This window comes from Massilia rubra (genome assembly GCF_011682065.1).
GTDB classification, from domain to species: Bacteria; Pseudomonadota; Gammaproteobacteria; order Burkholderiales; family Burkholderiaceae_D; genus Telluria_A; species Telluria_A rubra.
This window is the reverse complement of the sequence record NZ_VUYU01000092.1, coordinates 1-528: the sequence shown is the minus strand read 5'-3', so window position 1 is coordinate 528 and position 528 is coordinate 1. Positions and strand designations below refer to the sequence as shown.

The window sequence follows — 528 nt, the reverse complement described above, 5'->3', positions numbered from 1 at the left end:
CCGCCTCCGGCCACACCCTGATCCTGTCGGACGACTCGACCGCCGCCGCGCCGATCGACGGCCCGAGCCACATCCCGTTCAACCGCGCCGCCGGCGCCGAGGAAGACGATGCGCTGGGCGAATGGACACCGGTGCGGCGCCTGGTGCCGGCCAAGTACGCCTTGTCCAGCTTCAACTTCAAGAGCCCGAAACCGGTCAAGACCCAGCTGCCGACGGTCAACGAACAGGGTGACGTCCTCAAGAAGGAAGTGTACGAATACGTGGGCGCCTACGGCTTCAAGGACGCCGGCGACGGCGACGCCAAGACCCGTTTGCGGCTGGAGGAAATCGAAGCGTCCGGCAAGCATTTCGAAGGCGCCGGCAACGACCGCTACGCCATGCCGGGCCGCAGCTTTACGCTCACGGAACACTTTGACGACGGCTCGAAAAACTTCCTGATCCTGGAAGTGCGCCACACGGCCAGCAACAATTACCAGGTGAATGTGGAAACGCCGTCGTACTACGAAAACCGCGTGTCCTGCATCCGCA

1 protein-coding gene is annotated in these 528 nt (G+C 63.6%); it reads left to right on the top strand.

Translation table 11 applies throughout. The features are described 5' to 3' along the window. A partial coding sequence (locus F0185_RS34155) for a phage late control D family protein (RefSeq protein WP_187362728.1) occupies positions 1-528 on the top strand: 528 nt, incomplete at both ends.